At 28.2% G+C, this 24113-nt stretch carries 27 protein-coding genes and 1 tRNA gene; 9 read left to right on the top strand and 19 right to left on the bottom strand.

The window, feature by feature from the left end; genetic code table 11:
• Position 1: 1 nt before the first annotated feature.
• From ACIJYG_RS05815 to ACIJYG_RS05765, 11 genes are read right to left on the bottom strand one after another with little or no spacing between them, the layout of a single operon-like run.
• On the bottom strand, positions 2 to 1066 hold the full coding sequence (locus ACIJYG_RS05815) for a lycopene cyclase family protein (protein ID WP_435096187.1): 1065 nt from the start codon (positions 1064 to 1066) through the stop codon (positions 2 to 4).
• On the bottom strand, positions 1053 to 1904 hold the full coding sequence (locus ACIJYG_RS05810; RefSeq protein WP_435096184.1) for a phytoene/squalene synthase family protein: 852 nt from the start codon (positions 1902 to 1904) through the stop codon (positions 1053 to 1055). The genes ACIJYG_RS05815 and ACIJYG_RS05810 overlap by 14 nt, the downstream gene beginning before the upstream one ends.
• Positions 1904 to 3364 carry a phytoene desaturase family protein gene (gene crtI, locus ACIJYG_RS05805; protein ID WP_435096181.1) on the bottom strand — a complete coding sequence of 487 codons (1461 nt, stop codon included), beginning with the start codon at positions 3362 to 3364 and terminating at the stop codon, positions 1904 to 1906. The genes ACIJYG_RS05810 and crtI overlap by 1 nt, the downstream gene beginning before the upstream one ends.
• Before the next feature lie 39 nt (positions 3365 to 3403).
• Positions 3404 to 3916 carry a F0F1 ATP synthase subunit B family protein gene (locus ACIJYG_RS05800; protein ID WP_435096178.1) on the bottom strand — a complete coding sequence of 171 codons (513 nt, stop codon included), beginning with the start codon at positions 3914 to 3916 and terminating at the stop codon, positions 3404 to 3406.
• Entirely contained in the window at positions 3891 to 4481 is a 591-nt protein-coding gene (locus ACIJYG_RS05795) for a F0F1 ATP synthase subunit B family protein (RefSeq protein WP_435096175.1), read from the bottom strand. Before ACIJYG_RS05795 ends, ACIJYG_RS05800 begins: the two co-directional genes overlap by 26 nt.
• Before the next feature lie 5 nt (positions 4482 to 4486).
• Positions 4487 to 4714: a F0F1 ATP synthase subunit C gene (locus tag ACIJYG_RS05790; protein WP_006997791.1), complete on the bottom strand. Its 228-nt coding sequence runs from the start codon at positions 4712 to 4714 to the stop codon at positions 4487 to 4489.
• Positions 4715 to 4732: 18 nt separating this feature from the next.
• Positions 4733 to 5464 (bottom strand): F0F1 ATP synthase subunit A, encoded by a 732-nt coding sequence (locus tag ACIJYG_RS05785; protein ID WP_435096172.1) that lies wholly within the window; start codon positions 5462 to 5464, stop codon positions 4733 to 4735.
• A gap of 10 nt (positions 5465 to 5474) precedes the next feature.
• Positions 5475 to 5750: an AtpZ/AtpI family protein gene (locus ACIJYG_RS05780; protein ID WP_435087959.1), complete on the bottom strand. Its 276-nt coding sequence runs from the start codon at positions 5748 to 5750 to the stop codon at positions 5475 to 5477.
• A 9-nt stretch (positions 5751 to 5759) separates the two neighbouring features.
• Positions 5760 to 8333 carry a chromosome segregation SMC family protein gene (locus ACIJYG_RS05775; RefSeq protein ID WP_435096169.1) on the bottom strand — a complete coding sequence of 858 codons (2574 nt, stop codon included), beginning with the start codon at positions 8331 to 8333 and terminating at the stop codon, positions 5760 to 5762.
• 8 nt (positions 8334 to 8341) lie between these two features.
• The gene (locus ACIJYG_RS05770; RefSeq protein ID WP_435096166.1) at positions 8342 to 8920 is read right to left on the bottom strand and encodes a DsbA family protein; all 579 of its coding nucleotides are present in this window, start codon (positions 8918 to 8920) and stop codon (positions 8342 to 8344) included.
• On the bottom strand, positions 8917 to 9405 hold the full coding sequence (locus ACIJYG_RS05765; protein WP_435096163.1) for a DUF721 domain-containing protein: 489 nt from the start codon (positions 9403 to 9405) through the stop codon (positions 8917 to 8919). The genes ACIJYG_RS05770 and ACIJYG_RS05765 overlap by 4 nt, the downstream gene beginning before the upstream one ends.
• Between ACIJYG_RS05765 and ACIJYG_RS05760 the strand changes: the two genes are divergently transcribed.
• Positions 9406 to 10389 (top strand): A/G-specific adenine glycosylase, encoded by a 984-nt coding sequence (locus ACIJYG_RS05760; RefSeq protein ID WP_435096160.1) that lies wholly within the window; start codon positions 9406 to 9408, stop codon positions 10387 to 10389.
• Positions 10386 to 11537, top strand: coding sequence for an NAD(P)-binding protein (locus tag ACIJYG_RS05755; RefSeq protein ID WP_435096157.1), 1152 nt, complete (start codon positions 10386 to 10388; stop codon positions 11535 to 11537). The genes ACIJYG_RS05760 and ACIJYG_RS05755 overlap by 4 nt, the downstream gene beginning before the upstream one ends.
• On the opposite strand, the gene ACIJYG_RS05750 is transcribed toward ACIJYG_RS05755, so the two are convergent.
• The 3 genes from ACIJYG_RS05750 to ACIJYG_RS05740 form a co-directional block, all read right to left on the bottom strand.
• Positions 11534 to 12604: a site-specific DNA-methyltransferase gene (locus tag ACIJYG_RS05750; RefSeq protein WP_435096154.1), complete on the bottom strand. Its 1071-nt coding sequence runs from the start codon at positions 12602 to 12604 to the stop codon at positions 11534 to 11536. The genes ACIJYG_RS05755 and ACIJYG_RS05750 overlap by 4 nt on opposite strands.
• Positions 12605 to 12696: 92 nt before the next feature.
• On the bottom strand, positions 12697 to 13269 hold the full coding sequence (locus tag ACIJYG_RS05745) for a ribonuclease HII (RefSeq protein ID WP_435096151.1): 573 nt from the start codon (positions 13267 to 13269) through the stop codon (positions 12697 to 12699).
• Between the two features lie 141 nt (positions 13270 to 13410).
• Positions 13411 to 14130, bottom strand: coding sequence for a uracil-DNA glycosylase (locus ACIJYG_RS05740; protein ID WP_435096148.1), 720 nt, complete (start codon positions 14128 to 14130; stop codon positions 13411 to 13413).
• 11 nt (positions 14131 to 14141) lie between these two features.
• Here ACIJYG_RS05740 and ACIJYG_RS05735 point away from each other — a divergent pair, with 11 nt between their 5' ends.
• From ACIJYG_RS05735 to ACIJYG_RS05720, 4 genes are all read left to right on the top strand, one after another.
• Positions 14142 to 15827 (top strand): tetratricopeptide repeat protein, encoded by a 1686-nt coding sequence (locus ACIJYG_RS05735; protein ID WP_435096145.1) that lies wholly within the window; start codon positions 14142 to 14144, stop codon positions 15825 to 15827.
• Positions 15828 to 16673, top strand: a complete 846-nt coding sequence (locus ACIJYG_RS05730) for a 4-(cytidine 5'-diphospho)-2-C-methyl-D-erythritol kinase (RefSeq protein ID WP_435096142.1) — start codon at positions 15828 to 15830, stop codon at positions 16671 to 16673.
• A gap of 33 nt (positions 16674 to 16706) precedes the next feature.
• A tRNA-Gln gene (locus ACIJYG_RS05725) sits at positions 16707 to 16780 on the top strand.
• 3 nt (positions 16781 to 16783) lie between these two features.
• Positions 16784 to 18058: a CCA tRNA nucleotidyltransferase gene (locus ACIJYG_RS05720; protein WP_435096139.1), complete on the top strand. Its 1275-nt coding sequence runs from the start codon at positions 16784 to 16786 to the stop codon at positions 18056 to 18058.
• On the opposite strand, the gene greA is transcribed toward ACIJYG_RS05720, so the two are convergent.
• From greA to ACIJYG_RS05705, 3 genes are read right to left on the bottom strand one after another with little or no spacing between them, the layout of a single operon-like run.
• Positions 18055 to 18531 (bottom strand): transcription elongation factor GreA, encoded by a 477-nt coding sequence (greA, locus tag ACIJYG_RS05715; RefSeq protein WP_435087939.1) that lies wholly within the window; start codon positions 18529 to 18531, stop codon positions 18055 to 18057. The genes ACIJYG_RS05720 and greA overlap by 4 nt on opposite strands.
• A gap of 3 nt (positions 18532 to 18534) precedes the next feature.
• Positions 18535 to 19362, bottom strand: a complete 828-nt coding sequence (gene hemF / locus ACIJYG_RS05710) for an oxygen-dependent coproporphyrinogen oxidase (protein WP_435096136.1) — start codon at positions 19360 to 19362, stop codon at positions 18535 to 18537.
• Position 19363: 1 nt separating this feature from the next.
• Complete coding sequence (locus ACIJYG_RS05705; protein ID WP_435096133.1) at positions 19364 to 19822, bottom strand: tRNA (cytidine(34)-2'-O)-methyltransferase; 459 nt, start codon at positions 19820 to 19822, stop codon at positions 19364 to 19366.
• Between the two features lie 90 nt (positions 19823 to 19912).
• Between ACIJYG_RS05705 and petA the strand changes: the two genes are divergently transcribed.
• Genes petA through ACIJYG_RS05690 form a run of 3 tightly spaced genes read left to right on the top strand, consistent with a single transcriptional unit; the run spans position 19913 to position 22474 of the window.
• Entirely contained in the window at positions 19913 to 20422 is a 510-nt protein-coding gene (gene petA / locus ACIJYG_RS05700; protein ID WP_435087934.1) for a ubiquinol-cytochrome c reductase iron-sulfur subunit, read from the top strand.
• Between the two features lie 8 nt (positions 20423 to 20430).
• Positions 20431 to 21693 carry a cytochrome b gene (locus ACIJYG_RS05695; protein ID WP_435096130.1) on the top strand — a complete coding sequence of 421 codons (1263 nt, stop codon included), beginning with the start codon at positions 20431 to 20433 and terminating at the stop codon, positions 21691 to 21693.
• A complete protein-coding gene (locus ACIJYG_RS05690; RefSeq protein ID WP_435096127.1) occupies positions 21674 to 22474 on the top strand; it encodes a cytochrome c1 in 801 nt (266 codons plus the stop codon). Before ACIJYG_RS05695 ends, ACIJYG_RS05690 begins: the two co-directional genes overlap by 20 nt.
• On the opposite strand, the gene ychF is transcribed toward ACIJYG_RS05690, so the two are convergent.
• Positions 22451 to 23524 carry a redox-regulated ATPase YchF gene (gene ychF / locus ACIJYG_RS05685; protein WP_435096124.1) on the bottom strand — a complete coding sequence of 358 codons (1074 nt, stop codon included), beginning with the start codon at positions 23522 to 23524 and terminating at the stop codon, positions 22451 to 22453. The genes ACIJYG_RS05690 and ychF overlap by 24 nt on opposite strands.
• Positions 23524 to 24087 carry an aminoacyl-tRNA hydrolase gene (gene pth / locus ACIJYG_RS05680; protein ID WP_435096121.1) on the bottom strand — a complete coding sequence of 188 codons (564 nt, stop codon included), beginning with the start codon at positions 24085 to 24087 and terminating at the stop codon, positions 23524 to 23526. Before pth ends, ychF begins: the two co-directional genes overlap by 1 nt.
• Between the last annotated feature and the right edge of the window lie 26 nt (positions 24088 to 24113).

The raw sequence follows: 24113 nt of genomic DNA, 5'->3' as shown, positions 1-24113 counted from the left end.
ATCAAAATATTTCTTTTAAAAATTTTAATTTTGGCATTTTAGAGATAATTGAAAGATCTTCTAAAACACTACTTTTATTTGATAAAAAATTGATTACTGTTCTAGGAGAACAGTTAAACATTTTAAAAAAAATTTGACCCATATCTTGTGGATTATTTTTTAAAACTTTAAGAAAAATATTATCTAAAAATTTATATTTTTTATTGAGCGTGAACAAATTAGCATTTTGAATATTGTCTAAATTATTTCTTATATATTTAGAGTGCTCTTGAATATTAAGAAATGTGTATCCAGTGCTTAATCTAGTCATTCCTCCTGCGGTTCCAATATTAATTTGATTGTTCTTTTTATTATTATTCATATTAAACAAAGGTATAGCACCCAATTCTTTAAAATTAATTTTGTAATCTTTTATTTTTAAATTGTTCTTAATATAATGGGTTAGTTGATTGTCATAATCTTGAATAGACGTATTTTTTAAATCTGAAATCCAGGTAGTTTCGACAAGAGCTCTTTTTTTTGAATATGGAAGTGTATAAAAAAAATGCACATTATTTTTTTGATCACAATCAAAATCCATTAGGTTAAAGATCTCTTCATCGAAGAACTCTTTATTTGTTTCTATTTCAAAACCCGAAAAGTGTTGCCATAAATTACCTTTATCTTCTGTTACATCTGCAACACTATTAAATATAAATGAATTATTTTTATTGACTTCATTCATATTTTTAAAAAAATGAATATTATTATTTTGCCTCAAAGAATTAACTATTTTTTCATAAAATAAACCACTATCAATCGTTTGATATGGCGCATTGTTACAATCAATATATTTTGTATGATTAGGAATATTGATAGTAAAATTATTCCAACTTTTTTTAATACAATCTTCAAAATTATGGGAAAAAATTTTCCAAAAAGACCATGTTTTGTCTTTTTTATAATTATCTCTTGGTTCAATAATTGCTAAAGTTTTATTTTTTAATTTTTGATGCAAATTTAATTCATAGGCAAGCGATAAGCCTGCGCAACCACCCCCAATAATTATATAATCAAATTCTTTCATCTAAATTTATTTCTTCATTAATTAAAAAATGATTATGTCGAATATCATCATCACTTTTATTAATCAAAAATAATTTAATTAGATCCAGTAAAGAATAAAGAGTTTCAATTATTTTTTCGGGATTGGATACATAAATTTTACCTGATCTTTTATAATTATTTAAATTTTTTTTATTTAGAATTTTATATCCAATTTTTCTATAAACTCTCCTTGCAACTAAAATAGCAAAACGGAAGCTGAATGGAATTTTTTGAATTGAGTAGAACGAATTTTCATAATAATTTTCAGCAAGTTGTATTGTAGATTTAATTTCTTCAAAATCTAAATTTATATAGGATCTTCCATTATTTAGATCTTCAACAACATCCCTGGATATGTTTGTTAATTGCATAGCTATACCAAGGTCAATAGCTGATTTTAATGAGTTTTTTTCATTTACTTTTAGAATTTTAGCCATCATCAAACCCACTGTTCCTGCAACTCTGTAGGAATAGATTAGTAAATCTTTTTTTTTATCTAGTTTTATATTTTCTTGGATATCAGAGTTAATCCCATCTAATAAATCATGAACTACCTTTAAGGGTATATTAAATTCACTTATAAGCCCCCACATATTTTTTATAATAGGGTCATCAAATTTCTTATTATAAAAGTTATTTTTAAATTCTAAAAATTTTATTTTTTTCTCTCTAATTGCGTCATTGTTATCAGCAATATTATCAGCTACTCTACAAAAATCATACAAAGCTGAGCATTTTAAATAAGTTTGTTTGGGTAAAAAAAATCCTGCCCAATTAAAAGATTTTGCATATAGCGATAAATAACTTCGGCTAGGCATTATAAGATTTTATCTAATACCTTTGCGGAAGACAAGACACCTGGTACTCCTGCACCTGGATGTGTGCCTGCTCCAACAAAGTAAAGACCATTATATATCTCTGATTTATTATGAAATCTGAAGTAGGCTGATTGAGTAAATTTTGGTTGAATGGAAAAACCAGAACCAAATTTAGTATTTAAATCTTTTTCAAAGTAATTTGGTGTTAAGTAAAAATCCTCTATAATATTTTCTCGAAGATCTGGCATTAAATCTTTTTCCATCTTATCAATTATTAAACTTTTCATTTTTTCACCCTCTATATCCCAATCAATTCCTGACTGGTTATTAGGCACTGGGACCAAAACATAGAAACAATCATTACCTTCAGGAGCCATTGATTTATCCGTCGCAGTTGGTCTGTGTAAATAATAACTAATATCCTTATTCAATTTTTTTTTATTAAATATATCGTCAAGATGTTCTTTATATTTGTCACCAAACTTTATTGTGTGATGTTCAACGTTATCATATATTTTTCTAGTTCCAAAATAATAGACAAATAATCCCATGGAATATTCCATTCTATTTTTTTTCCAATTAAATAGAATTGAATTGTTACTGTTTTCATTTAATAATTTTTCATAGACAGCTGGAGGATCAGCATTACAAATTACATTGTCAGCCTCTAAATTGTTTTGACCATTTATTTGCACTCCATAGATCTTACCATTCTTTGAAATTATTTTAGTAACTTCACTTTTTTTCATCACATTTATTCCAACTTCACTCATTAGTTTTTCATAACCTTTAATGATATTTCCAGTTCCACCCATTGAGTAATGTATTCCCCACTTTTTTTCTAAATACAAAATAAGTCCATAAATAGAGGTTGTGGTAAAAGGGTTTCCTCCTACCAAAAGAGGGTGCATGCTTAGCATTCTTCTCAGTCTTTCATTTTTAATATATGAAGAAACTAAAGAATATACAGATTTGTAGCTTTTAAGCTTTAGAAGCGCAGGTAATTGCTGCATCATTACAAATGGTTTATCAAAAGGGATATCTGCTAGTTCAGTAAAACCCTTATCAAAAATTTTTTTTGTAAAATTTACTAATTTTTCATAGCCTTTCACATCCTCTTTACTAATCTTTTCAATTTGATTTTTCATTTCAGTCTCATTACCTGAATAATCAAATTTTATTTTGTCTTCAAAAATAAATTGATACCAAATTTTTAGTGGAGAAATTTTAATATAGTCTTTAGGATCTTTTTTAAAAAGCTCAAACAATTCATTAATTAAATAAGGTGCTGTAATTACTGTCGGTCCACCATCAAATGTAAAACCATTTCTTTTAAATACCCTTGCTCTGCCTCCTAAGTCAGAATGTTTCTCTACCAATGTGACCTCGTGACCTTTAGCTCTAAGTCTAAGAGCTGCAGCAATTCCTCCAAATCCGGAACCAATAACTATAGAATTCATTTTAATAACTTATAGTTTTTTTGAAAAATTGTAAGGGTATTATGAGTTAATTTTTTTTAACTCTTCTTTAGTTTCTTCTAAATTTTTTTGAAATACTGTATCTAGTTTAGATTTATCAATGGAGGTAGTAATAATTTTTTTAACTGAGTCTACTGCAATTTTAATTGATGCATTCTTTATCTCTTTGATTGCTGCTTCCTTCATTTGACTTATTTTATTTTCGGCTAAATTTTTTTTAATTTCGGATGATTTATGAAATTTATCATTTAATTCAATAATTAACTTATCCGAGTCTTTTTTTGCTTCTTCTAAAATTTCATTGCTAATTTTTGGTGCTGTATCTAATTTATTTTGTGCATTATCAAGTAAAGTTTTTGCTTCAGTTCTTAATTTTTCACTTTCATCAATTTCACTTTTAATATCTGATATCATTTTATCTAACATCTCAGTGATTTTTTGAGGTATCTTTAGGTAAATCAGGGCTCCAAAAAAAATAACAAATGAAACTGCTACCCAAAAAGTTGCATCAATTACCATAATATTTGTCTCCACTTCTTTTAGATAGGTCATCTACAATTGCTGAGATACTGCTGTTGTTCACTTCAGCTCCTATAAGTTTTTGTATTAATTCTGATGAAGTTTCTATTGCTATCTTGTTGATCTTCTCAGCCGCACCACTTTGTAGTACTTTGATTTCTTTTTCTGCTTTAACAATTTCATCATCAATCTGTTTATTTAGCACTTCTTTCTTTGCATTGATGTCTTTTAAAGCTTTCTCTCTAGCTTGATTAAATATATTCTTGGCCTCAAATTTACCTTTTGAAACAATTTCTTCATATTCTTTCAGCTTTTTTTCACTATTTTCTCTTTGTTTCTCTGCAGCCTCAATATTTTCTAATATTTGGGATTTTCTAGACTCTAAGTTTTCACTAATTTTAGGAAGTATTAATTTTGATAAAACTATATACAAAATTCCAAAAGTTAGTGTTAACCAAAAAATCTGAGAAATCCAAAATTCAGGATTTAATTGAGGCATACCCCCGCTTTCAGCTGCAAAAGCTTCCATAGAAAAGAGGAAGCTAAAAAATATCGACTGAAAATATATTTTTTTAATCATCAAATTTAAAATGCAAATAAAATAATTAATGCAACTACTAATCCAAATAATCCTGTTGCTTCTGCAAGTGCAAAACCTAAAAGCAAATTAGGAAATTGTTTTTGTGCTGCTGATGGATTTCTCATCGCACCTGACAAATAATTTCCAAAAATTATTCCAATACCAACACCGGCACCAGCCAACGCTATTGCTGCTAGGCCTGCCCCGATCATTTTTGCTGCTTCTAATTCCATTATATCCTCCTATGTTAATTAATGGTGTAAATTTAATGCATCATTCAAATAGATGCATGTTAAGATTGCAAAAACATATGCCTGAAGAAAAGCAACTAAGATCTCCAAACCTGTTAACGCAACCGAAAAACTTAGTGGAAGCCATCCACCAACTATTCCAAGACTTATTACAAAGCCTCCGAAAACTTTCATCATAGTATGACCTGCCATCATATTGGCAAACAATCTAACTGATAAACTTATTGGTCTACTTAAATAAGAAATTATTTCTATTACAACAATCAGTGGTAGTAGTACTGCAGGAACTCCACTAGGTACAAATAATTTTAAATAACCAAAACCATGTTTCATAAATCCAATAACTGTCACTCCAATAAATATAAAAGCAGCCAACATAAACGTAACAATGATGTGGCTTGTAACTGTAAAAGTGTAAGGTATCATTCCGAACATGTTACAAAAGAGCACAAACATAAAAAGAGAAAATATAAAAGCAAAGTATGGTTTTGCTTTAAGGCCAGCTGTATCGCTAATCATTTTAGAGACAAAAGTATAACTAAGCTCTGCGAGAAGTTGAATTTTATTTGGTATTAATGAATTTTTTTTTGATCCAAGATTAAAAATAACTAGAATTGCAACTGAACTAATAATCATAAACAAACTTGCATTTGTAAATGAGATATCAAATGTGCCAACTTTAATTTCTGGTCCAATTCTGTGCACATTGAATTGGGTCATTGGATTTGCCATAAAATTTTATCTATTTTTGCATATTTTTTGCAGATCTAATTACGTTTGTTATTCCAGCAACGACACCCACAAAAAAAAATATTAATATAAACCAGGGTTTAGTACCAAAGGTCTTGTCAAAAATAAACCCAATAATTGTCCCAACGGCAACTGCAGATACTAATTCTGTACTTAATTTAAAGGCTGTTCCAATAGATGATGGATTATCTTTTTTATTATATAAGTTTTTCCTTAAAATCTTACTTTTTGCAATCTCTAGGCGAGTTTTTAACGGATCTTTTGGCATTTGTATAGTTTAGGCAACCATACTCTCTGCTTTTTGTAAATCAACAGCTACTAGTTGGCTAATCCCTTTTTCTGGCATTGTAACCCCGTAAAGTCTGTTCATTTTTGACATTGTCAAGGCGTGGTGCGTTACAATAATAAATTTTGTGTTTGTAATCTTTATTAGCTCCTCTAGAAGGCTACAAAATCTTGTGACGTTAGCATCATCAAGTGGTGCATCTACCTCATCTAACACGCAGATTGGAGAAGGGTTAGTTAAAAAAACTGCAAAAATTAAAGAGAGAGCAGTCAAAGCTTGTTCCCCACCAGATAATAAAGTTATTGATTGGAGTCTTTTTCCAGGAGGACTTACTAACATTTCTAAGCCTGCTTCTAATGGGTCGTCAGAGTCTACTAACTCAAGCTTAGCATTTCCGCCATTAAAAAGCTTAGTATACACTTCATTAAATTTTCTATTAACTTTTTCAAAGGCCTCAATTAATCTTTCTCTACCTTTTTGATTAAGTTCGTTAATACTGTCTTTTAATTTATCGATTGCAGTCACCAGATCAGAACGATCTTGCTCCATCTTTTTTATTTCTTCTTCATACTTACTTGTTTCTTCGTCAGCTTTTAAATTAACTGATCCTAAACTCTCTCTTTCTTGCTTTTTTTTATCTAAAGAATCTTCTTGATCAACAGCATTTGGTAATTCTTCAACACCATTTAAGTTCGAATTTTCTAAAATATTTTCTTCTGTTAAACTAAGTTCAGAATTAATTCTATCTAGTAAATCACTTTTTCTTTTTTGCAATCCTTCAATAGTTGCACCAGAACTTGCTTTACGTTCTCTAATTTGAATTGATTGTTCTTGAATTTCATTTAGCTGCAGTCTTAAAGCTTCAATTTTTTGATCTGTTTCTTCTATGATATTGTCATTATCTATTTTTTCTTTATCAGAAATTCTTAAGTTTTCAGAAATTTGACCTTTTCTTTCAGCTTGAACACTTGGTTGATTGTCTAATTCTTTTAATTGTTTTGTTAATTTATTTTTTCTCTCTGTTAATTCTGCAACCATTTTTTCTGAATTTGATAATAAATTTATCCAACTTTCAATTTCAGTTTCAATAGTTTTAATTCTTTCATTACGTTTAATAGACTCATTTTTGATTGATTGATTTTTACTATATGCGTCAGCGTACTTTTCTTGAAGTTGCTTAATATTTTGTGATTTCTCATTTACACTTAATAACTCTTCTCTTGATTTTTCATTTTTTAAGTCATTTAAGAAGTTATCAAGTTCCATGTTGCATCTATCTAAAAGAGTAACAGCCTGATTTATTTCATTACTATCTATTAATTGTTTAACTCTATCAATAGAGTTTTTAACATTGTTTATTGGGCCAATGCTTATATTTAGTGTTCCTTCAGCAATATTGTTAACTACTTCATCAACAGCTTTTTGTTCCTCTTTAAGTTTGTTTTTAGCTTCTTCTAACTCGTCATTGGATAGTTTTTCAGTTTCAAAATATTTTGAATCCACTTCTATTAAATCACTTTTTTCTTCTTTAAGTCTTTTTTCATTAGAATTTGCATCTATTATAATACCTCTTTCTCGTGTGATATCTTCGTCAAGGGTTTGAAGAGATTTTTTAATGGCTTCAATTTCATCTTGTGTTCTCGTATTTTCTTCATCTAAGCTTTGTAGTTCCAAGTTTAATCTTTGAATTTTAGATAAATTTTCAATATTTTTTTCTCTAAGTGGAGAAACTTTATCTATTGCCGTTTTAATTAAATTTTCCAGCTCAGATATTTTGCTATTAAAACCCTCAACTTCACCTCCAGCCTCACTATTAATTTCATTTTCTATTTGTATTTCTTTATCTATTTCTATTAATTTTAAATAATAAAGTCCTGCTTCTATTTTTTTAATTTCATCTGTAATTAATTTATATTTTGTTGCCTCCTCAGCTTGTTTTTGAAGATTGGCCAATTGTTTTTCTTGTTGTCTTCTTAGTTCATCAGCTCTTTTAAGATTATTTTCTGCAGCTCCCAACCTTAGTTCGGCTTCGTGTCTTCTTACATGTAACCCAGATATTCCTGCAGCCTCTTCCAAGATAGCTCTTCGATCGGTTGGTTTTGCAGTTACCAAGGCTCCTATACGGCCTTGGCTAATCATTGAAGGTGAGTGTGCACCAGTTGATAGATCAGCAAAAAACATTTGAGCATCTCTTGCTCTTACTTCTTTATCATTAATATAAAACTTGGAACCTTTATCTTTCTCTATTTTTCTTCTGACGCTTATCTGATCAAGTTCACGGTATTGAATTGGTCCTTCGTTATTTTTATTTTCTACATCAATAGAAACTTCAGCAATGTTTTTGGAAGCTTTGTTGGACGTCCCATTAAATATTACATCCTCCATACCAGAGCCACGCATACTTTTCGCAGACGTTTCTCCCATAACCCATCTTAAAGATTCAACAATATTAGATTTTCCACATCCATTAGGGCCCACTATTCCAGTTAAACCCTCTTCAATTAGAAAATTCGTTTTATCAGCAAAAGATTTAAATCCATTTAATTGGATTTTTTTAAACTCCATGCTTTAACTTATATCAGTTTTTCTAAAGCTTTTTTTAAATTTTTATAATTAAGAGTTTTTTCGAATTTTTTATTATTAATTACTATCGTAGGAGTAGCATTTACTTTAAATTTTTTAACTCCATCAATTCGATCATTTAAAACAAAATCTTCTATTTCTTTGTTATTTATGCATTTTTCAAAATTAAGATCAAAACCTTGGCTAATTAAAAATTTTTGAAGATTTTTATTTGCTTCTTCTACAGAATTACCCTTTACCCATTTTTGCTGGTTAGCAAACAAACTATTCAAAATTTCCGAATCACCATCATTTTTACATTGTGAAACTTTAGAGGCATTAAATGCAGCTACATCTAATGGAAAATGTCTGAATTCAATTTTAGCTAGACCAGTATCAAGATATTCTTTCTTAAGTTGGGGATATACATCTTTGTGAAAACTCGCACAATGACTACAAGTCAAAGATTCAAACGCAATTATAGTTATTTTTGCATCTTTATTACCTACAAATATTCTTTTTATTTCCTCAGCATTAATACTCGAGGTAGTGCTAAAAATTATAATTATAAGAGTTAAAAATTTTTTCATTTTTTTTTAAAGACCTTAGTTAGTTCGATAAGTGATTTTTTAATTTTTTCATTCTTAACATTATTAATCTGATCTTGGTATTTATTAATTGCGTCATTTTGGCGAGCAGTGTTTGTTTTAACAAAAATTTTTTGTTCATCATCAAAGCTAATAAATTTAAGTTTTTCAACTACTGAGTAACCAAAAAAACTATTCATTTTATCCATTATATCTTTTTTTGAATATTCCATATCAACTTCATGACCTCTTTTAACCATTATCAATAAAGTGCTTACTCCAAATTTATTTGAATTTTTAAATGTTTTTGGATAGCAAACTTTAAATAAATTCTCACCAACAATGTACTTCCAGTTATTTAAAGTTTCAGAATAAATATGTCCTTTTTTATTTATAATTTTTTTTATATTCTTTGGCAAAGTGTCTTTAAATGATCTTAGGCCTTGAATGGTTTTATTTCTCTGCTTAGTATTATCTTTAAATTGCATATGAAAGAATTGATAATAACAAATAAAATTCTTAATTGGTATGATATAAATAAAAGATCATTACCTTGGCGAAAAAAAACTTCATCTAAAAAAAAACAATATTATACATTGGTTAGTGAATTTATGTTGCAGCAGACACAAGTTGCAACAGTGATTCCGTATTTTAATAGATTTATTAAAGAAATTCCCAATTTAGAAAGTTTAGCAAATTGCGATAATCAAAAACTAATTAAACTTTGGGAAGGTCTTGGGTATTATTCAAGAGTTAAAAATCTCAAAAAAACTGCACAAAAAGTTATTAAGGATTTTAATCAAAATTTACCTGATAATTTTTTAGATCTTAAGTCACTTCCTGGTATTGGAGATTATACAGCAAGTGCAATTTTAGCTATCGCATTCAATAAACCTATTATTCCCTTAGACGGTAATGTTGAAAGAGTGTTAAAAAGATATCTTTATTTAAAAAATGAAAATGAAATTGAAAAGAAAAATTTAATCAAACAAAAAACTTTTTTAGGCACATCTGCTAGAGCTAGTGATTATGCTCAAGCATTGATGGAATTGGGTGCATTAATATGCAAGCCCACAAATCCTTATTGTGAAAAGTGCCCCATCACAAAAAAGTGTAAATCATTTATAAAAAAAGATTTTAAATTGTCTAAATTTAAAAAAAAAAACAAAGAAAAATATTTTTTACTTAAGGTTTATAAAAAAGATAATAAATATCTATTAGTTAAAAACAAAAATTTTAATTTTTTAAAGAACTTTAATATTTTTCCGATGGAGGAATTAATTAAGCCTAAAAATTTTGAACAAAATTTAAATTTTAAAATGTCTAATATGAATATGAATATTAAAATTCAAAATAATAAGATTATTAAGCCAATCCCATTTTCTTATTGGATTGATCCTAAAAAATTAAAAAACTACACTTTGCCAACTTTTACAAAAAAAATTGTTACTTATCTGGAAAACTATAAATGAAAAAAATTGCAATAATTGGAGCGGGTATTTCAGGTTTGTTTATTGCAAATTTATTTAAAGAAAACCCCAATTACCACGTCACTATTTATGAAAAAAATAGTTCTATTGAATCGGATGAGGGGTATGGAATACAGTTATCTAATAACAGCATTAAGCTTCTCAACAGAATTGGATTTAATACTTTAGATAATAAAGACAAATTTAACCCAGAAAAAATTGATTTTTATGAACTTAAGCAACAAAAAAAAATATGTGATCTTAACATTTCAGAATTTAATTCTGAAGATTGCAAGTATACAGCACTTAAGAGATCTAAATTAATCAAATTTTTAAAGGATAGGCTGGATATTAATTTATTAAAATATAATCATAATATTTCAAAAATTGAAAAAAATAACGATCAAATAAATTTAATTTTTAACGAAAATAACAAAGTAATTTGTGATCATTTAATTATTTCTGATGGTGTTTTTTCTAAAGGAAAATCATTAATTTCTGACAATAAAATAAAACCAGTTTTTAATAATTCCATTGCGATTAGAGGAAATATCTCAAGAAATAAACTCAATGAGTTAAATGAAAAAAATATTTCTTTATTTATGGGTCATAATTTTCATTATGTAATTTACCCAGTTAATAACAATAACGAAGCATTCAATTTTATTGGAGTTTTAAAGTATAAATTAACAGCAAATGAGCTTGAAAATTATAGTCTTTTTAAAGATGTGACTTTCTTTAAAGGTATTAAAGATAATTTACAAAGTAAAACTTCCTCAACTATTTTAGATCATCTTACAAATATTAAATGTTTTCCAATATTTGTAAGCAAAGGTTTTGTTAAACCTGGGAAAAATATTTTCTTAATTGGTGATGCATTTTATGCTTTTCCACCTTCATTTGCACAAGGTGCCTCTCAATCGATTGAATGTGGTTCGGAGTTGTTTGACTGTATCACAAATAATAAAAATAATTTTTATGATAATAGAATTTTAAAAGTTAAAATGATTAATAATAGATCAAAATTAAATCAATTTGCTTTTCACTTATCTAACCCAGTCATAGTCTTTTTAAGAAATATTAGTTTAAAGATATTAACTAAAAATAAGAGATTCTTGGAAAATTATTTAGGTAGAATTTATAAAAATTAATTTTTAGAAATTAATCGTTGTCTTAAATAATCGATTGGATAGGTTCTTCCGTTAATATCACAATGCCAATAAGTCCAACCATTGCAACTTTCTGCACCTAAAATAGTTGCTGCAACTTTATGAATAGACCCTTCTGCTTGATTATGCTTAATGCTTCCATCAGCCATTATTCTCGCAGTAATTTTTTTTTTGTTATCAAAAATATTTGTACCTGGTTTAATTATACCTAGCTCTACTAATGAACCAAAAGGTATTCTTGGTTTAGATCTATTATTTTTCAAAGTATCTAAGAAATCATCCTCAATAGGTTTGGTACTTTTTAATCTTTGTTCGGCAGCTTTAAAATATGTTTTTTCTTTTTCTATACCGTAATAATTTCTACCTAATTTTTTTGCAACTGTTGCTGTTGTACCTGACCCTAAAAAAGGATCTAAAATTAAATCATCTTTATTTGATGAAGCGAGTAAAACTCTATGTAATAGTGCCTCTGGTTTCTGTGTTGAATGTACTTTTTTTCCATTTTTTTTTAATCTTTCAGTTCCATTGCAAATTGGCAGATTCCAGTTAGATCTCATTTGAAGATCATCGTTTAAACATTTTAAAGACTGATAGTTAAAAGTATATTTTGATTTTTCACTCTTAGATGCCCAAATTAAAGTTTCATGAGCATTAGTAAAACGTGTTCCTCTAAAATTAGGCATTGGATTATTTTTATTCCAAATAACATCGTTTAATATCCAAAATCCTAGATTTTGAATTGCTGTTCCTACTCTAAATATATTATGATAGCTTCCTATCACCCATAGCGCTCCATCCTTTTTTAAAATTCTTTTACACTCTGATAGCCAAGCATATGTAAATTCATCATATTTCTTAAAATTTTCAAATTGATCCCACTTATCGTTCACAGCGCTAACTTTAGATCTATCTGGTCTAATTAATTCATTTTTTAATTGTAAATTATATGGAGGATCTGCAAAAATTAGATCAAAAGTTTCGCTTGGAATATTCTTTAACTCCTCAAGACTATCTCCATTAACAATTTTATTTTTGAATTCAGTATTCATTTATATAAAATAATTAGACTCCAAATGGATTCCAGCGTCAACCTGAGATTGAATTATTTGGATTCGATTTGTGCTGACTTAATATTGGGCAACTAGATATTGTGTGTCTTTAATTTAGATAACGGAGAAAAGGTTTTCCTGTGATGCTTGTTTATTCCAAGTTTTTTAATAGCTTTTAAATGTTGTTTAGTTCCATAACCAAAATTTTTATCCCAACCGTAACCTTTATTCTTGCTTGCCAATTTAGTTATGAATTTATCTCTAGCAACCTTAGCAACAATCGATGCTGCAGAAATAGAAGGAATTTTTTGGTCACCTTTAATTATTGCTTTTAAATTATAATTTTTTAAATAAGGAATTTTATTTCCATCGATTAAAACTTGTGTAGGTTTTTTTTTAAGTTTTTTAATTGCTCTTTTCATTGCAAGCAAACTTGCTTGTAGGATGTTGATTTTGTCTATTTCTTTAACTGATGCTTTACCAATTACCCAAATAGAATTTTTTTTTATATATTTTGATAATAATTCTCTTTTATCTTTAGTAATAGTTTTAGAGTCTTTTAATAACTTTTTATTAATATCTTTATTTAATATTACAGCAGCTGCATAAACTGGCCCCATTAAACTTCCTCTTCCAACTTCATCGACACCAGCTATAATTTTCATTTAAACAATTAAGAAGTGGTAAATTAGCAGTCCAACTAAAATTCCTTTTATAAAAGAAATCCATAGAAGGCTATAATTAGAGATATTGAGTTTTTTTTTCCACCAATAAACATATCTTTTATGTAATTTAATCATATAGATTTAAATAATAATTTTCATTTCATCAATTTTCTGTTTAATCTTTTTTAAATCTTCCCAAGAATATTTTTTATTTTCTGGAAATCTAATTAAATAGGATGGATTAAATGATATCATCACTGGGTAGGTCTTATTTTTTAATATTGTTTCTTTCCATTTGCCTCTTTCAGAAGATATTTTACTATTAATACCTGTTACAGCTTCCATTGCTGAGCTGCCCATAAGAATAATAATTTTTGGGTTAATAATAGAAATATGCTCTCTTAAGAAAACTGAGTATCTTTTAATTTCTTGTGTAGTAGGTTTACGATCTTCTGGAGGTCTAAAATTTATAGCATAACTACAATAAATATTTTGTTTTTTTATTTTTATTGCGAGCAGCATTTTGTTTAATAAGTCTCCAACCTCACCTTTAAATGTTGTACCAGATTTGTCTTCTTCAATTCCTGGGGCCTCACCAATTAACATAATTGAACTATTGATATTTCCATCTCCAAGGACAAGATTTTGAGAATTATCTTTTAAATTACAATTTTCGATTGAATTTATTTGTTTTTTTAATTCTTCTAGTAGCTCAGCTTTATTTGTTTGATTGCTGTCATTGCTATTTTCGATAATGTTAAATCTATTTATTGGCTTATCTTTAAATACAAAGTTAGGCTCAATCGTATTTATTAATTCCTCGTCGAATTTGCCTTTTTGATTTATCACTTTTTTAGTCATACAATGATTAAATGTTTAATAAACTAATAAAACTAATAGTAGTTTTAGGGTTATTCTATCAGACGTCTGTATATTCTAAAAGTGCTAGTTTTAATGATTTCAATTCAAGAGATCTATCAAATTATTTTTCAGGAATTATTGCCTTTGAGAATAACGATAATTCTGATGCATTAAAATTTTTTAATGCTTCTAAGGTACTACTTAATAAACATGACGCATATTTAAAACGATATGCTTATTCTTTGGTTCTGGAAAATAAAGTTGCTCAAGCTATTAATGTAATAAAAAATGGTAATAACAAAAGTAATTTAGATTTTTTTGATGCATACATTCTTTTAATAGCTGATAGCTTAAAAAAAAATAATTTAGATCAAGCTAAAAAATATTTAAATTCAAGTTTAAAATTTCAAAATGAAAATAGATTTAATTTAGTAATATTTGAAACTTTAAGACAATACCTTCATACATTTAAAAATAAAAAAATTTTAATTAATAAAAAAAACTTTGGTAATATCTCTATCATAAACCAAGCATTTCAAAGATGCTATTTGAAAAAAGAAAACACTAGATCAACTTTTTTAAATTTAATAAATAATCCTGATGGAGATTATTCAAGATATATATTTTTTTATATCAATTATTTAATTGAGAATAATCAAATTGAGGAAGTAAAGGCAATCGCTGATCAACTTGAATACATAAATTCTACACTTCTGTTGTCCCAAAGTAAGAGTTGGGTCGAAAATAAAAAATTTAAAGAGTTTGGTAAAATTTTTTCATGCAATAACCATAATGACATAATTGGTGAATTTTTATTTTTAATATCAAATCTTTATTCATCCCAGGATGATATTGAAAAATCCAATTTTTATCTAAATCTTTCAAATTACTTAAATCCAAAATTCATTTTAAATTCAACACTTGTAGCTGAAAACTTTTATCTTAACGACGAATATGACAAGGCTAAAAAAATTCTAAAAAAAATTGATAAGCAATATGAATTTTATTATTGGTTTAGAGTAAAAAAAGAAGCTCAGATAATTATCAAAAATAAAGGATATAATGAGGGCATAAATTTTATAAGTTCAAAGTTTAGTAAAATTAAAAATCCGAATGTGAAAATGGTTTTTGATATTGCAAACTTTTACAAAAATTCAAAAAATTATGAAAAAGCAATTGAATACTACACTGAAATCATCTCATCTTTGAGTGTCAATTCGGAGATTAAATCTGATTTATTGTATAGGAGAGGTGGTAGTTATGAGCGATTGGGTAATTACCAAAAAGCAGACGAAGATTTAAAACACTCACTTGAAATAAATCCAGATGACGCCTATGTTTTAAATTATTTGGCATATTCATGGTTAGAACGTGATTATAAAAAAGATGAAGCAATGCAAATGTTGGAGAAAGCTTACACTTTAAGAAGTAATGATCCTTATATTACGGATTCAATAGGGTGGGCGCATTACTTGATAAAAAATTATAACGAGGCAGAAAAATATATAAAAAAAGCAGTTGAACTAATGCCTGAAGATCCAACTGTTAACGATCACTATGGTGATATTTTATGGAAATTGAATAGGAATATTCAAGCAAGATACTTTTGGAACTACGTTTTAAAATTAGATGACACTGATGAAGATATTAAAGAAAAAATAAATATTAAAATTATAGAAGGCCTCAATAATTCTTAAATGAAAATTTATGAACTTAAATCGTTTGCTAAAATAAACTTAGCTTTGCATGTTACGGGCAAACTAATTAGACTACATAAGATTGAAAGTATCGTAAAGTTTATACAATTGCATGACTTAATTACAATTAAGAGAATTGACAGCAATAAACATAAAATTTCTTTTAGTGGAATTTTTTCTAGAAATATTAAAAAGGATAACACTGTTGATAAATTATTTAAAATTTTAGATGACAAGAAATTATTAAATAATAAAAAATTTGAAATAAAAATTCAAAAAAATATTCCACAGGAAGCAGGCCTAGGTGGTGGGTCAATGAATGCAGCAACTATTTTAAATTTTTTGATTAAAAAAAAATTTGTCAAAATCAACCAAAAAAAAATTTTACAAATAACAAATTTAATTGGTTCAGATGTGATTTTAGGTATAGTTCAAAAAAGTACTATTTTGTCATCCAGTGGAGGTATTAAAAAATTTTTAAAAAGTTCTAATTTTTATATTTTACTTGTACGTCCAAATTTTGGATGCTCTACAAAAAAAATTTATTCAGGTGTAAAAAAGTTTAGTAAACCAGTATTGAGCAATCCAAATAAGAATATGTTAAATTTAAGATTTTTATTAAAACAAGAAAATGCTCTAGAAAAAGTTGCATTTTCAAAATATCCAAAACTAAAAAAATTAAAATCTTTTATGGAAAATTTAAACCAACCTCTATTTGTGAGAATGACAGGCTCTGGGTCGGTAATAGTTGCGTATTATCAAAATAATCAAGATTGTGAATTAGCCAAAGTTAAATTTAAAAGAAAATTTAAAAATTATTGGTGTAATGCATCGAAAACTATATAAATATTATTTTTTTATGTTATATGAAAACAATATTGGGGCGTAGCCAAGTGGTAAGGCACTGGTTTTTGGTACCGGCATCCTAGGTTCGAATCCTAGCGCCCCAGCCAAATATGGATAATTTTTTAGATAAAATTTTTTTTAGATCTCGTAATCTTGATTATATAAGTCAAAATCTTACTGATTTAACAAACCAAACACCTGCTAATAGAATTTTTGAAGCACTTAATACTTATTCGGAAGGTAGTGAAGTTAGATATGTTGGTGGCTGTGTAAGAAAAATCATAAAAAAACAAATTGTTGATGATATTGATTTAGCCACCAATCTAAAACCAAGTGAAGTTTGTGATGCTTTAAAAAAAAAAGAAATTAATTTTTATGAAACTGGCATTGATCATGGAACTATCACGGCAATAATTGATAAGCATAAATATGAAATTACATCTTTAAGAAAAGATGTTTCTACAGATGGAAGACATGCAAAAGTAGAATTTTCCACAGATTGGAAAGAAGATGCAGCTAGAAGAGATTTTTCCATAAATTCAATATACTCCGACAAAGATGGAAATTTGTTTGACCCATTTAATGGTAAAAAAGATCTTGAAAGTGGAATTATTAATTTTATTGGAGATGCAGAAAATAGAATTAAAGAAGATTACTTACGTATTCTTAGATATGTGAGATTTTTTATAAATTATTCAAATCAAAGTCATAACAATAAAATAATTAAAATAATTAAAAAAAATATTGGGGGGATTTCAAAATTATCTTCAGAAAGATTATTAGATGAATTTAAAAAATTAATAAAATCGAATGCATTCTTAAAAATATTCAAAGATGAGATCAGTTTAGAGCTTATAAAAATTATTTTTCCTCAACTTAAAAATTTAGAAAATTTTAAAAAATTAAATTCTTATGCTTTTGATAATTTATCCAAGATTGATTTTATCTTTTTACTTTCACTAATGATTGTAGATGGAACTGATAATACTGATTATTTTATTTATAAATTTAATCTCTCTAAAAAAGATCAAAAAAGATTAAGATCAATTGATTTTTTCTATAAAGAAAACGTAAGTATAAAAAATTTTAATGAAAAGAATTTTAATAAGATTTTTTACTTTAATGGCAAACAAACTGTACTTGATATTATCAATTTTAAACTATTTACATCACTTAAAGTTGAAAAAAAATTACTTAAATTAGTGGAGACCTATAAAGATAAAATTATTCCAACTCTACCGATCAATGCAAACACTTTAATGAATAAATATGATATTCCTGCGGGAAAGATATTGGGCAATAAGTTAAAATTAATAGAAGAAATTTGGGTTCAAAATAGTTTTCAAATCTCAGAAAAACAAATTCAAAAAATCATTAAAAGCTAAATATATTTGACGTCTTTTACCTCAAAGTTTTTAACTCCAGCGGGAGTGGTAATCTCCACCAGATCATCTTTATTTTTTCCAATTAAACCTTTTCCAATTGGTGATTGAAAAAAAATTAGTTTTTGTTTTAAATCAGCTTCATCTTTGCCAACAATTTTGTAGTTAATTTTTTCACCATTATCCAGGTTTTCTAAAAATACAGTTGAACCAAAGATTATTTTTCCATCATTATTTAATTTTGTAACATCAATGACATTGGCTCTTGCAATGATATCATTGATTTCTGTTATTCGACCTTCACTGTGAGATTGCTCCTCTTTAGCTGCGTGATATTCTGCGTTTTCTTTAAGATCTCCATGTGATCTTGCTTCTGCAATCGCAGCCACAATTTCAGGTCTCTTTTTTTCTTTTAAGTAAACTAATTCTTCCTTTAGTTTGTTTAAACCATTTAGAGTTATTGGTTCTTTATCCATTTTTTATTTCCATTTAGCAATTGGTGGTAATGACATCAATATACCCTCAACATTTCCGCCTGTTTGTAAGCCAAATTTTGTTCCTCTATCATACAATAAATTAAATTCAGCGTATCTACCTCTTTTAATATACTGCATCTCTTTTTCTTTTAAAGTCCATTTTTTTGTGATTTTTTTTTCAATAATATCATTAAAAATCATTTGAAATGTAACTCCTACATCTCTTATAAATTTAAAATCTTTTTCAAAATTATCTTTTTTATAATCAAAAAAAATTCCACCAATTCCTCTTGCCTCATTTCTATGTGGTAAATAAAAATATTCATCACACCATTCTTTATATTTCTTATAATATTTTTTACTGTGACGATCACACATTTTTTTTAGCGATTGATGAAATTTGTTTTTTTCTTTAACATCTTTAATTGAAGGTGTTACATCCATCCCTCCACCAAACCAATTTTCAGTTGTGCAAATATATCTAGTGTTGAAATGCATAGCTGGAATGTGGGGATTTTGCATATGCATTACTATCGAAATTCCAGACGCCCAAAATCTTGGATCTTTACTTGCTCCAGGAATATTTTTTTGAAATTGTTTTGGAAATTTTCCATAAACTTTTGAAAAATTTACTCCTACTTTTTCAAAAATTTTTCCATTTTTAATAATTCTATATTCACCACCACCTTCATCTTTACTTTTATTTCTTTGCCATGTCGTTGATTTAAATTTAATTTTATTTTTTTCTAATTTAACAATATCATCACAAATAGCATTTTGTAAAAGCTTGAACCAATTATTAGTGATGTCTTTTTTTATTTCATTATCCATATTATATTAACCCTGTTTGTCTTAAACTTTCTGCTAAAACAACTGCAACCGAGGACGCAATATTAAGTGATCTAGCATTTTCATTCATTGGTATCTTCAAACGATCATCTATAGATTGATGAATATTTTCAGGAACACCAGCACTTTCTCGCCCAAACAATATTGTATCATCTTTTTTGAAATTAAACTTTGTATAAGATATCGATGCTTTTGTTGTCATTAAAATAACTCTATGATTCTTTTTTGCCTCAAAGAAATGTTTTGAACTTTGATATAAATCAATTTTATCCCAATCCATATAATCCATAACTACTCTTTTAAAACGTTTATCACTGAGATGAAAACCACATGGTTCAATAATTTCAAGTTTAGCGCCCAAACAAGCGCATGTTCTAATTATTGCTGCTGTATTTTGAGGAATATCTGGTTCATATAATGCAATAATGGGTCTATGGCTCATAATTATGTGTCATTCTTTCAGTAGAAAAAAAACTATTATCTTATAAGAAATCGTATATTAAGTAATTTTTTAACAATAATATTTAAAAAAATGTCAGATAAAAAGCCTAAAAGAAGAGAATTTCTATTTACTGCCTCGTACGCAGTTGGTGCAGTTGGTGTTGGTGCAGTGGTTTGGCCATTAGTAGATCAAATGAATCCTGACGCATCTGTAAAAGCATTAGCAAGCACGGAAGTTGACGTAAGTTCAGTCAAACCCGGAAATACAATAACTGTACTTTGGAGAGGTAAACCAGTTTTTATTAGAAGAAGAACGCCAGAAGAAATTTTAGAAGCAAAATCTGTTAAAATGGAAGATTTAAAACATCCTGAAAAAGATGAAGACAGAGCTAAAGATCCTGAGTGGTTAGTAATGCTTGGAGTTTGTACTCATTTAGGTTGTGTACCATTAAATGACAAAGGTGATTATGATGGATGGTTCTGCCCATGCCATGGTTCGCATTATGATACATCTGGTAGAATTAGAAAAGGTCCCGCACCTTTAAATATGGAAGTTCCAAAATATGAATTTGTTAACGCTAACACAATTAAAATTGGATAAATAATATTATGAGTGATCACGAATACACACCTACGTCAAAAGTTGGAAAATGGTTTAACGATAGGCTTCCGCTTTTAACTTTAGCAAATCACTTAACAGATTATCCCACTCCAAAAAATTTAAACTACTGGTGGACATTTGGTGGAATTTTAACTTTTTGTTTAATAACCCAGATTGTCACTGGTTTAACGCTTGCAATGCATTACATAGCTCACGCTGATATGGCTTTTGAAAGTGTTGAGCATATCATGAGAGATGTAAACTATGGCTGGTTGATCAGGTACATTCATTCAAATGGTGCATCAATGTTTTTTTTAGCAGTTTATATTCATATATTTAGGTCTTTATTTTATGGATCTTACAAATCTCCAAGAGAGATTATTTGGATTATTGGAATAATTATTTATTTATTAATGATGGCTGCTGCATTCATGGGCTATGTATTACCTTGGGGTCAAATGAGTTTCTGGGGAGCAACAGTTATAACAAATTTATTTAGTGCAATTCCATTAGTGGGTGAAGGAATTGTCACTTGGTTATGGGGTGGTTATTCAGTGGACAACCCTACATTAACAAGATTTTTTACACTTCATTACTTAATTCCTTTTTTAATTTTGGGATTAGTAGTCCTGCATATTTGGGCACTTCATGTTCCTGGAAATAACAACCCAGTTGGAATTGATATAAAGAAACCTTCAAAAGATACTGTGCCGTTCCATCCTTACATCGTAATTAAAGATGGTTTTGCATTACTAATGTTTGTGATTGTTTTTGCTTTTTTTGTTTTTTATTCACCTAATATTTTAGGTCATGCCGATAATTATATTGAAGCTAATCCAATGGTTACTCCAGCTCACATTGTTCCTGAGTGGTATCTGTTACCCTTTTATGCAATTTTAAGATCAGTTCCTGACAAATTACTTGGAGTTGTGGCAATGCTTTCAGCTATTTTAATTTTAGCAGTGCTACCTTGGTTGGATACTTCAAAAATTAGATCTGCAGTATTCAGACCTTTGTACAAACAGTTTTACTGGATACTTATAGCTGATGTTCTAATTTTAGGATACATGGGGGCTATGCCAGCTGAAGGGCTTTACTTGTTGATTGCGAGAGTAGCTACAGCATATTACTTTCTTCATTTTTTAGTGATTTTACCTGTTTTAGGATTTAAAGAAAAAACACTACCTGTTCCATTAAGTATTACAGAACCAGTGCTTGGAGGCTCTCCTAGCTTAGCTACGGCTAAAAATAATGAAAGTTTTGATAAATAAAGTGAAAAATTTAATAAAATTATTGTCAATTTTAGCTTTAATTACCTTTGCAACAACACACTCTAATTCTGCAGAGTCGGCTAAACTTTTAAAAACTGATTGGAGTTTTAAAGGTCTTTTTGGAAAATTTGACAGAGGTGCCTTGCAAAGAGGATATCAAGTTTACACAGAGGTGTGTGCTTCATGTCACTCAATGAAATATGTGAGTTATAGAAACTTAGGTGAAAAAGGTGGACCAGAATTTACAGAAGCTGAAGTTAAAGCAATTGCAGCTTCATTTGAAGTAACAGATGGCCCTAATGCAGATGGTGAAATGTTTGTAAGACCTGCAAAACTCTCAGATAAATTTGTAATGCCATACGAAAATGTTAAAGCAGCCCAAGCTGCTAATGGTGGTGCTTATCCGCCCGACATGTCTGTTCTAGTTAAAGCAAGAGGGGGTGGGGTAGATTATATTTATTCTTTACTTCAAGGTTATGAAGATGCCCCAAGTGGAATGACTTTGGACGAAGGAGTACATTATAATAAATACATGTATGGTAATAAAATTATGATGTCAGCACCGCTTTCAGATGACATATTAGAATATGGAGATGGTACAAAAGCAACTGTTGAACAAATGTCAAAAGATGTAACAACATTTTTAATGTGGGCAGCAGAGCCACATTTAGAGTCTCGACATCAAATGGGCTTTAAAGCGATTATTTACTTAATTATTTTAACTATCTTAGTTTATTTTAGTATGAAAAAAATATGGTCACGTGTTGAATCTGAAGTTTAATACATCACCATCTTTGACTATATAATCTTTACCTTCTAATCTCATTTTTCCATTAGTTTTAGAATTAACCCAGCCATCATTTGCTACAAAATCTTCATATGAAACTGTTTCTGCTCTTATAAAACCTTTTTCAAAATCAGTATGAATTTCACCAGCTGCTTTCGGGGCCGTACAATTCTTTTGAATAGTCCATGCTCTAGTTTCTTCTACACCAGACGTAAAATAAGTATCTAGTTCTAAAATTTTATATCCTTTCTGAATTAACATGCTTAATCCAGTCTCTTTTAAACCAATCATTTCCATGTAATTTTTTCTCTCTTCAGATTCTAGTTCATTGATTTGATTTTCTATATCTGCTGATACAATTAAAGTATTTTCTTCACCGAATTTTTCTATAAATTTTTTTGTGTATTGATTGCCTTCTTGAACACTTTGTTCGTCTACATTGCATACAAATATTTTTGGTTTAATTGATAATAAACCACTTTGATTTAGCTGTTTACTCTCAAATTGGGATTTTAGAATTGAGATATCCTTATCATTATTAATACAATCTAATGCAATCTCTAGTATTTTTAATTGTTCTTCATCAACATTTTTTTTATTACTTTTTTCTAATCTTTTTTGAATTGACTCTAAATCAGCCAACATCATTTCTGTCTCAATAATTTCTAAATCTCTGATTGGATCCACTGTTGGATTGACATTTTGAATATCATCAGAGTCAAAACATCTTATCATGTGAATGATTGCATCTACTTCTCTGATATGTGAAAGAAATTTATTACCTAATCCCTCGCCTTTTGATGCACCTTTTACGAGTCCAGCAATATCAACAAATGAAATGGTGGTGTTAATAATTTTTTTTGATTTTGAAACTCTGGATAAATTATTTAATCTTTCATCTGGCACGGGGACTACTCCAACATTTGGATCAATTGTACAAAAAGGGAAATTTGCTGCTTGAGCTTTACTGGAATTTGTTAGAGCATTGAATAAAGTAGATTTACCAACATTGGGCAAACCAACAATTCCACATTTGAAGCTCATTATTTATTATTATTTACTGTACTAGAAAATAGATCTAATTTTTTTTCTACTAATATGGAAATAGAATTATTGATATCAGTTGAAATTTTTTCTATTCCAATCAATTCATCATCATCAAAATTTTGAAGAACAAAATCTCCTACCTCAATATTTTCTTTTGGCTTGCCTATACCAATTCTAACTCTTGAATAATCTTTACCTATGAACTTATCAATAGAAGCAATTCCGTTATGTCCAGCACTTGATCCACCAAATTTTGCTTTAATTTTTCCAAATTCAACATCTAAATCATCATGAAAAACAATCACATCTTCTGCATCTATTTTAAAATATTCAATAAGTTCTCTTATGCAAATTCCAGAATTATTCATGAATGTTAGAGGTTTAATCGCATAAACTTTTTGATCACCAACATTTCCAGTTGTTAGTAGTCCTTTAAATTTAGGTTTTTGTTTTGATAAACTAAATTTTTTGTTAATTGAATCAATAATCTTAAAGCCAACGTTGTGCCTATTATTTTCACTGTCTGGTGTCGGATTACCTAGGCCTACAAATAAAAGCATATTTTTTTAATGGATAGTAAAATTTA

It is taken from the genome of Candidatus Pelagibacter bacterium nBUS_27, from assembly GCF_051200985.1.
Taxonomy (GTDB): domain Bacteria; phylum Pseudomonadota; class Alphaproteobacteria; order Pelagibacterales; family Pelagibacteraceae; genus Pelagibacter.
Note: the sequence above shows the minus strand (reverse complement) of the source record. Positions and strands in the feature narration are given on the sequence as shown.

Coding starts and splice junctions, on each gene's coding strand:
- crtI (WP_435096181.1), bottom strand. CDS start 3,364: ATGAATTCTATAGTTATTGGTTCCGGATTTGGAGGAATTGCTGCAGCT.
- ACIJYG_RS05795 (WP_435096175.1), bottom strand. CDS start 4,481: ATGATTAAAAAAATATATTTTCAGTCGATATTTTTTAGCTTCCTCTTT.
- ACIJYG_RS05770 (WP_435096166.1), bottom strand. CDS start 8,920: ATGAAAAAATTTTTAACTCTTATAATTATAATTTTTAGCACTACCTCG.
- ACIJYG_RS05730 (WP_435096142.1), top strand. CDS start 15,828: ATGAAAATTTATGAACTTAAATCGTTTGCTAAAATAAACTTAGCTTTG.
- ACIJYG_RS05810 (WP_435096184.1), bottom strand. CDS start 1,904: ATGCCTAGCCGAAGTTATTTATCGCTATATGCAAAATCTTTTAATTGG.
- greA (WP_435087939.1), bottom strand. CDS start 18,531: ATGGATAAAGAACCAATAACTCTAAATGGTTTAAACAAACTAAAGGAA.
- ACIJYG_RS05790 (WP_006997791.1), bottom strand. CDS start 4,714: ATGGAATTAGAAGCAGCAAAAATGATCGGGGCAGGCCTAGCAGCAATA.
- ACIJYG_RS05695 (WP_435096130.1), top strand. CDS start 20,431: ATGAGTGATCACGAATACACACCTACGTCAAAAGTTGGAAAATGGTTT.
- ychF (WP_435096124.1), bottom strand. CDS start 23,524: ATGAGCTTCAAATGTGGAATTGTTGGTTTGCCCAATGTTGGTAAATCT.
- ACIJYG_RS05815 (WP_435096187.1), bottom strand. CDS start 1,066: ATGAAAGAATTTGATTATATAATTATTGGGGGTGGTTGCGCAGGCTTA.
- ACIJYG_RS05705 (WP_435096133.1), bottom strand. CDS start 19,822: ATGAGCCATAGACCCATTATTGCATTATATGAACCAGATATTCCTCAA.
- ACIJYG_RS05765 (WP_435096163.1), bottom strand. CDS start 9,405: ATGCAATTTAAAGATAATACTAAGCAGAGAAATAAAACCATTCAAGGC.
- ACIJYG_RS05755 (WP_435096157.1), top strand. CDS start 10,386: ATGAAAAAAATTGCAATAATTGGAGCGGGTATTTCAGGTTTGTTTATT.
- ACIJYG_RS05785 (WP_435096172.1), bottom strand. CDS start 5,464: ATGGCAAATCCAATGACCCAATTCAATGTGCACAGAATTGGACCAGAA.
- ACIJYG_RS05690 (WP_435096127.1), top strand. CDS start 21,674: ATGAAAGTTTTGATAAATAAAGTGAAAAATTTAATAAAATTATTGTCA.
- petA (WP_435087934.1), top strand. CDS start 19,913: ATGTCAGATAAAAAGCCTAAAAGAAGAGAATTTCTATTTACTGCCTCG.
- ACIJYG_RS05760 (WP_435096160.1), top strand. CDS start 9,406: ATGAAAGAATTGATAATAACAAATAAAATTCTTAATTGGTATGATATA.
- ACIJYG_RS05740 (WP_435096148.1), bottom strand. CDS start 14,130: ATGACTAAAAAAGTGATAAATCAAAAAGGCAAATTCGACGAGGAATTA.
- ACIJYG_RS05735 (WP_435096145.1), top strand. CDS start 14,142: ATGTTTAATAAACTAATAAAACTAATAGTAGTTTTAGGGTTATTCTAT.
- ACIJYG_RS05780 (WP_435087959.1), bottom strand. CDS start 5,750: ATGCCAAAAGATCCGTTAAAAACTCGCCTAGAGATTGCAAAAAGTAAG.
- hemF (WP_435096136.1), bottom strand. CDS start 19,362: ATGGATAATGAAATAAAAAAAGACATCACTAATAATTGGTTCAAGCTT.
- ACIJYG_RS05745 (WP_435096151.1), bottom strand. CDS start 13,269: ATGAAAATTATAGCTGGTGTCGATGAAGTTGGAAGAGGAAGTTTAATG.
- ACIJYG_RS05775 (WP_435096169.1), bottom strand. CDS start 8,333: ATGGAGTTTAAAAAAATCCAATTAAATGGATTTAAATCTTTTGCTGAT.
- pth (WP_435096121.1), bottom strand. CDS start 24,087: ATGCTTTTATTTGTAGGCCTAGGTAATCCGACACCAGACAGTGAAAAT.
- ACIJYG_RS05750 (WP_435096154.1), bottom strand. CDS start 12,604: ATGAATACTGAATTCAAAAATAAAATTGTTAATGGAGATAGTCTTGAG.
- ACIJYG_RS05720 (WP_435096139.1), top strand. CDS start 16,784: ATGGATAATTTTTTAGATAAAATTTTTTTTAGATCTCGTAATCTTGAT.